Origin of the sequence: Aquimarina aquimarini (genome assembly GCF_900299535.1) — a bacterium.
Taxonomy (GTDB): Bacteria; Bacteroidota; Bacteroidia; order Flavobacteriales; family Flavobacteriaceae; genus Aquimarina; species Aquimarina aquimarini.
Window position 1 is genome coordinate 155,571 of the sequence record NZ_OMKE01000049.1, and the last position, 6,443, is coordinate 162,013.

The window sequence follows — 6,443 nt, forward strand, 5'->3', positions numbered from 1 at the left end:
TTTGTTTACCAATAAATATTTTGTATTTTACCATAAAACATGAATTATGTTACCAAAATTAAATAAAATTAAAGGAATACATCCTGGCACACTATTAAGATGGGAGTTAAATAAACGAAACTTAAAAGGTTGCGAATTAGCCGACAATATTGGTGAACATAGACAAACAATAAGTGCCATTCTCAATAAAAGAAGAGGCATTAACCCAAAACTTTCTATTAAACTATCAAAAGAGTTTAGAACGGATAAAGATTACTTCATGATATTACAGGCAAGTTATGACGTAAAATTACTATCAGAATCTGAAATAAAAAACACACCAAATATTAATAATATAAGAAGAATAATTTTTTGGGACACTGATTTTAATAAAATTGATTGGAACAAAAATAAGAAAGCCGTTATAAAAAGAATTTTAGAAAGGGGAAATAAAACTGAAATAAATGAGATCATTTCATTCTACGGAAAAAAAGATATTTCCAAGGAAATAAAATCAATAAAAAAAAGTCACTTACCTTCTTTTGAAAAGAATATTATTGAACATAATTTAATATAACAAAATGGAATTGTATTTGAATACTGTTTCTGATTTACTTTGGAATTCTCTTAAGCAATTAATGTCAATTGATGAGTTTAATAGTTTTAGAATAGTTGGAGGTACTTCACTAAGCCTACAAATTGGTCATAGAGAATCAATTGATATAGATTTATTTACAGACGCTGAATACGGCAGTATTGACTTTACTATACTTGAAGCTAAATTAAATGAAACCTTTACTTATGTAGATATGCCATCAGTTGATTTAGTTGGTATGGGAAAGCCCTATTTTATTGGTAACAATGAAAATGAATTAGTAAAATTGGATTTATTTTATACAGATCCTTTTGTTTTCCCTTGTATTCTTGAACAAAATGTTAGGTTTTCAAGTATTGAAGAAGTAGTTGCAATGAAATTTGAAATAATAGCTAATGGTGGACGAAAAAAAGATTTTTGGGATATTCATGAGCTATTAGAAACTTATACACTAGATGAAATGATAGACTTTTACTTCAAAAGAAATCCTTATGGGGTTTCTAAAGATGAAATATTACTAAAGGTTGTTGATTTTTCTACAGCAGAGAATGATTTTACGCCAAACTGCTACAAGGAAAAAGTATGGGAATTAATTAAGTTAGATTTTGAAGAATCAGTAAAAAAATAAAGCCGACTTGCTAACACTATATATAGCAAATAGGGCTGGTTAGTGTTTAACCGAAAGGTCCTTGTCTATTTGCAAAGTCGCCAAATCTTTTGATTTGGTATTAAAAGAAAAAAGCACACTATACCCCTCTCTACAAAGGCTTTCTTTAATATACGCTCTATAGTATAGTTTTACAGTAAACACCATATACAGGACACCAAAGTTTCACCTACATTAATCTTTACAGCTATTTCTTGCAATAGGTATGATAAAAAAATAATAGTATTTTTATTATAAGTATATCGGTTCGTGTAAGAATAGTAAGGGGTTAAAATGCACTTGCTTTTCGGTTTATCACTTAGCCAAATTTACAATTTTTTCTTTTATTTTTTAACTGAATGCAAAATTGTAAATTTGGCGGACTTTGTAAAATGCACTGAACTTAGAATTAAGTACTAAAACCCTTATTGTTTTTACACTTTGTTATGTGCTGGCATTATTTCGTTCGTGTTCAATCAGCCATTTTTTTCGTTCAATTCCTCCACCATATCCAGTCATTTTTCCATCTTTTCCAATTACTCTATGACAAGGTATAATTATTGAAATTCGATTATAACCATTTGCAGATGCAACTGCTCTAATAGCTTTTGGATTGTTAATTTTTTCTGATTGTTTTTGGTAAGTTGTAGTTGTTCCGTATTCTATTTGTTGTAAACAGTTCCAAACTGAATTTTGAAAATCAGTTCCTGGTGTTTCAAGTTTTACATCAAAAGTTTTTCTTGTGCCTTGAAAGTACTCTTTAATCTCTTTTTTGACTTGTTTAATATGTTCATTTTCGCCCGAAATGATATTTGCTTCTAACAACTTTTGTAAGTCTTTAAATTCCGTCTCAAGCATTCGTCTATCAACAAATTCTAATAAACAAATTCCATTGTTGGTTGCACAAACAAACATTGGCCCTAATGGTGTCGTAATACGGTTTATAAGTATTAGATTTTTATTTTTACTTTGTTTTGGTGATTTACCCACTAGTTTTTTAAAAGTGTAGCCAAAACCACTTAAAGATTCGTAACTCGTGTCAAAAGCTGTATGAGTAGTATTCTTTCCTTTTTTCAATTCTTGAAAAGCATTGTTTATTCTATACATTCTTTGATATGCTTGAAAAGTCATACCATAATGTTTTTTAAACCATCTACGCACAATTTCTGGACTAATTCCTTTTTGCCTTAATTGATAATCAGTTATTTTCTCTTTAGGATTTTCCTTAACCAATATAATTGCATTTTCAACCTGTTCAGGTGCTTGATTTGCATTTTCAGTTGGTTTACAAACCTTGCAAGGTCTATAACCATTATTCAAAGCCTCTTTAAAAGTCGTATAAAACTCAACATTCTCTTTTTTTGGTTTTCTTGCTCTGCAAGTAGCAATGCAAAAAACGGAAGTGGTTTTTACGCCTACAAAGAAAATACCAACAAAGCTCTGTTTTCTATCTAACAGAGCTTGATAATAGGTTTCGATTTTGTTATTGTCTTTAATTAACATATTTAAAATATTGACTTAAATGAACTTTGATTTAAAACAGTTTGTAAACTCTCTTCAAACTCATCATACATCTTGTCGAAAAGGAAATTCCCCATACTTATTCGTTTTACACCTAATTTTGTTAATGTCTCAAAATTTGGAAGGTTAGGCATACACATTACATTAATTGGTAAATTTGTACAATTTACAATTTCTTTAATATCATCTTCTTTCTCAATGCAAGGTGCGAAAATTCCATCCGCTCCTGCATTTGCATAAAGTTGAATTCTTTTTTTTGTTTCTTCTACGATATTCTCTTGAAGTAGGATAAATGTATCTGTTCTCACGTTTATAAAAACATCAACATTCTCTTTTTCTAATTCCCCTTTTATTTCTTTAAGTGTCTTTGCGAAGTCATTAGCGTTTAATAAAATCCGTTTTTCGTTAATAACACTATCTTCGATATTAATTCCAATAACTCCTAATTGTGCTAATTTTTTAATGTGGTTAACGATTTCTTTTGGTTTGCGACTATATCCCGATTCCAAATCAACTGACAAAGGTAGATTTGTGTTTATGGCAATTCGCTTTACGAAATATTCCAATTCAGAAAACTCTATTTCTTCACCATCGTTATATCCTAAAATTGATGCAATTGCCGAACTCGAAGTTCCAATTGCTTGAAAATTTAATTTTTCAACTGCTTTTGTACTTGGCACATCCCAAACATTTCCGATTAATAATGGTTTATCTTGACTGTGTAAATTTTTAAATTCCATCTTTTTATGTTTTGATGCAAAGTAACTATGATGAAATTTAGTCAGCAACCGAAAATTGGACGAGTATTTTTTTCCGCTTGCACATAACAAAGAGTATAGTTACTATGGTGACTGTGTTTTATTGTTATAAGCCATTAAAACCAACAATATGGGGAATCCAAGTATAGTATTCGGAGAATACGTGCCAAAGTTAAGAGGAGAACTATTGTTTTCTGGTGTAAATGTAAAAGACAACAAAGCGATTGTCGTATTTAAGCCAAAAAATGATTACAAGGGCGAATTTGGATTTGATTGGTGTGAATGGAATATTGAAAATGGCATCATTGAAAAATTCCAAGATACAGAAGCGTCTGATATAGAATATACATTTAATGATACTGAACAAAAATATATATCTGCCACAGATGTTAATATCTATAAAATTCTAAAGTCTTTATATCCTAAAAAAAGTATTGGATTTGGGAAACAATACTATATCTCTTGGATGAATTTACCAAAAGGTAATAAAGCTACTTTAAAACTCACAACAATTTATATAAGCAAAAGAGAAAGTGCAGATGATGAAGAATATATAACCTTTAAACCCAATACAGATTATGACATAAATTACAACGGTCAACTAAATGATACCATAAAGATTCCTTTAAAAAAGAAAAACAAAGCAACATACGATATAGAAATATTTGCAAAAAATGAAACAGAAAATAATTCTTATATTGAAGCTATAGATGAAAAAGGAAATATAGTTGGAATTATAGAAATGCATCCTAATAAAAAAGTAGATTTAGACATAAAAATTATCCCTGTTGTTTTTAAATCTACAGAAGTCAAAGAAAAAAGTGAAGCAACAATATTGTATAACAAAACTATAAAGGCAAAAACAACAGATTTAGGTAACAGTTTAGATGACACATTAAATAAACATTCGCTAAATCAAGCAGGAATACAATGTAAAATTAAAACCATAAAAACTAACCCAGAAAGGATTGTTATTGATCTAGCTACAGATAATTGGGGAAAGTTTTATGATAGTACAAAAAAAGAATTTAAAAATTGGGAGTTTACACCAACTGAGTCTAATGCATCCAAAAGACCATCTCTATGGATAAGTGAAGATGGAGATAAAGCCTATGAATATAAAGAATATGAAGTCGAAGAGAAAGATGCTACAGGAATAGTTATTGGCACAAAAAAAGTATTTAAAACAAAAAATGATAAACGTTTATTATTAGATGAATTAGAAGATGCATACTATACAGAATATAGCAGAGAATTCAAAGGAGCTTTACTTTTTGTAACAGAAGAGAATTATTATAAACCTGACACTTTGGGGTATTCTCAAAGTAATCCTCTTAGAAGTCAAGGAACTGTTGTTTTTAAAGCAGGATTAGGTATGAGTGAAGTTTATGCGCACGAATTGGGTCATATGCTTGGGCTAGAACACGTCTTTTTAAAAACAGAAGAAGATGAAATTACAGAAATAACAAAAAATATAGCAACCCAAAATTTGAACATTACTAATTATGAAGAAAACATTCAAAATAGAAAAGAATTAATAGAAAATAGAAATGAAAATATTGCTTTTGAAACAAAAAGAATGAATGACTATGCATATAATGAAGATGGCTCAATACATAGTCAGGAATATATAGATGAACAGCAAGCCAAAATAGCTAAGCACCAAGCTGAAATTGATGAATATGATGCTGAAATAAAAGACTTCGAGAATAAAATTGAAGACTTTAAAAGAAAAATAGCGATAGAAAAAGGAAGAGGCTTTAAAATTAAAGAAGGAACCAGTACTAATTTTATGGACTATGATATATCGCGATTATATTTTGATAAATTTCAATGTTTAGTAATGCAACAAGAAGTTAAACATTTTTATAATGATTAAATATATATATATCTTAATACTAGTTTTTTTAACCCTATCATGTGGAACACAAAAGGTAATTACTAAAAAAGATTTATTATACAGTTCTACACCTGAAAATTTAGACAAGTTCGGCACATTTATTTGGGCAAAAAATAAGAACGATTCTATAGTAATTAATAAAAAGAACTTAGATATTATTAAATTAAAGAAAGGAATGCACTATAAATCATTAGTTATATATACTTTTTCTTTAACACGTTCTAAATACATAATAGAAAATTTAACATTTTCAGAAAGAAGTAAAACACTTGCATATTTAATATACTATATAAAAGAAAATAGTATAGAACCCAACATCATAGAATATACCATTTTAGATGATAAAAATTTTCGCTACTATAATGAATTTGAGAAGCACAACTATTATAATCTTCCAAACTTCAAAAACGAGTACAGAGAGAAATTTGAAAAATTAAAACCACCAAAAAAACTTGAGCCAACCCCCGTAATTAACATCATAGATAAAAGTGATTAATAGAAGCTTAGAACACCAGTAACCATTACACAAACCCACAACCAAATACCAGCGTTGTTTTTTTGAAACACCGTTTGTTTTCTCTACTGGATAGAAAAGAAAATTCCTTAGCTTTGAGAAAACCAAACTAAACAGAACACTTCATAAACTCCATTGATTAAATAGTTTGCTCTTGCTATCGCTACGCAAACGATTTAATCAACAATATTAAGGCTGAGTTTACTACAACATTCTCAGCAATTACTCAAAAAATTTAGGTAACAATTACAATTATTGAGACATCTATAATAAATAGGTAAACAAAATAATTATGAAAAAAACAATCTTATTGATTGGACTCATTGGAATAAGCTTTGGAATTAAAGCTCAAAACACATTTCCTACAACAGGTAATGTAGGAATTGGAACAACAACACCAAAAGGCTCGCTTCATTTATCATCGCCAATTACATCAAAAAATTCCGTGCAAAATATTGATGCTAACTTGATAATCGAGGGTAAAAGCAACACTAGAGCGACCAATCAAGGAGCTTCTTTGGGTTTTGTAG

At 29.1% G+C, this 6,443-nt stretch carries 6 protein-coding genes and 1 pseudogene; 5 read left to right on the forward strand and 2 right to left on the reverse strand.

Translation table 11 applies throughout. From position 1 onward, the window contains the following. Positions 1-46: 46 nt before the first annotated feature. Together DG508_RS18340 and DG508_RS18345 are read left to right on the forward strand one after the other, a co-directional pair. Positions 47-556, forward strand: coding sequence for a HigA family addiction module antitoxin (locus DG508_RS18340; protein WP_108869534.1), 510 nt, complete (start codon positions 47-49; stop codon positions 554-556). 4 nt (positions 557-560) lie between these two features. Further along, on the forward strand, positions 561-1,202 hold the full coding sequence (locus DG508_RS18345; RefSeq protein WP_108869535.1) for a nucleotidyl transferase AbiEii/AbiGii toxin family protein: 642 nt from the start codon (positions 561-563) through the stop codon (positions 1,200-1,202). Between the two features lie 462 nt (positions 1,203-1,664). Here the strand turns inward: DG508_RS18345 and DG508_RS18350 are convergent, their stop codons facing one another. Next, positions 1,665-2,723 carry a bifunctional transcriptional activator/DNA repair enzyme AdaA gene (locus DG508_RS18350; RefSeq protein WP_108869536.1) on the reverse strand — a complete coding sequence of 353 codons (1,059 nt, stop codon included), beginning with the start codon at positions 2,721-2,723 and terminating at the stop codon, positions 1,665-1,667. A 2-nt stretch (positions 2,724-2,725) separates the two neighbouring features. After that, complete coding sequence (locus DG508_RS18355) at positions 2,726-3,481, reverse strand: isocitrate lyase/PEP mutase family protein (protein WP_108869537.1); 756 nt, start codon at positions 3,479-3,481, stop codon at positions 2,726-2,728. A gap of 148 nt (positions 3,482-3,629) precedes the next feature. Here DG508_RS18355 and DG508_RS18360 point away from each other — a divergent pair, with 148 nt between their 5' ends. From DG508_RS18360 to DG508_RS18370, 3 genes and pseudogenes are all read left to right on the forward strand, one after another. Then, positions 3,630-5,378 (forward strand): hypothetical protein, encoded by a 1,749-nt coding sequence (locus DG508_RS18360; RefSeq protein ID WP_108869538.1) that lies wholly within the window; start codon positions 3,630-3,632, stop codon positions 5,376-5,378. After that, a complete protein-coding gene (locus DG508_RS18365) occupies positions 5,371-5,895 on the forward strand; it encodes a hypothetical protein (protein ID WP_108869539.1) in 525 nt (174 codons plus the stop codon). Before DG508_RS18360 ends, DG508_RS18365 begins: the two co-directional genes overlap by 8 nt. 310 nt (positions 5,896-6,205) lie before the next feature. After that, positions 6,206-6,443 (forward strand): annotated as a pseudogene (locus DG508_RS18370) (hypothetical protein); the annotation flags it as partial.